1 protein-coding gene is annotated in these 658 nt (G+C 45.0%); it reads right to left on the bottom strand.

Annotation, left to right across the window (positions count from 1 at the left end):
- Window positions 1-532 (bottom strand): adenylyl-sulfate kinase (gene cysC, locus R7Z47_RS25155; RefSeq protein ID WP_318130803.1); only part of this gene is annotated, 532 nt, incomplete at its 3' end.
- Window positions 533-658 lie beyond the last annotated feature (126 nt).

Here is a 658-nt window from a genome sequence, read left to right on the forward strand (position 1 = left end):
TTTCTGGATTGATTGGCGCTTGATATTCTGAATCAATACCCGTGAAATTTGGGATCTCACCTGCTCGCGCTTTTTTGTATAAACCTTTTGGATCTCGGCCTTCGCACACTTCGAGAGATGCATTCACAAACACTTCAATGAACTCACCTTCGGGCAGTAAATCGCGAACGAGTTGACGCTCAGCACGGTGAGGAGAAATGAACGCGGACAACACAATCAAACCCGCATCTGCCATCAGTTTCGCCAACTCGCCAATACGACGAATATTTTCACGACGATCTTGTTCAGAAAAACCTAGATCACTACACAGGCCATGACGAACATTGTCACCGTCCAACAAATAAGTGTGGTAACCCAACTCAGCTAAACGATTCTCCAGCGCGCCCGCGACGGTTGACTTACCTGCGCCAGATAAACCAGTAAACCAAAGCACTGCTGGTTTCTGTTTTTTCAGCTCAGCACGAAACTGTTTATCAACCGTGTGCTGATGCCAGACAATGTTTTCATCTTTTACCGGTGTTTCAGCGGTCATAACGAATCCTTGTATTTATCGGAATTAAAACGGAAAGAAGACCGGAATCAATGTCAGTACCAATACGGAATACACAATCGAAATCGGCACACCAATTCGCACATAGTCGGTCAATTTGTAATTAAC

This window comes from Vibrio sp. 1641, assembly GCF_033339995.1.
Classification (GTDB): domain Bacteria; phylum Pseudomonadota; class Gammaproteobacteria; order Enterobacterales; family Vibrionaceae; genus Vibrio; species Vibrio alginolyticus.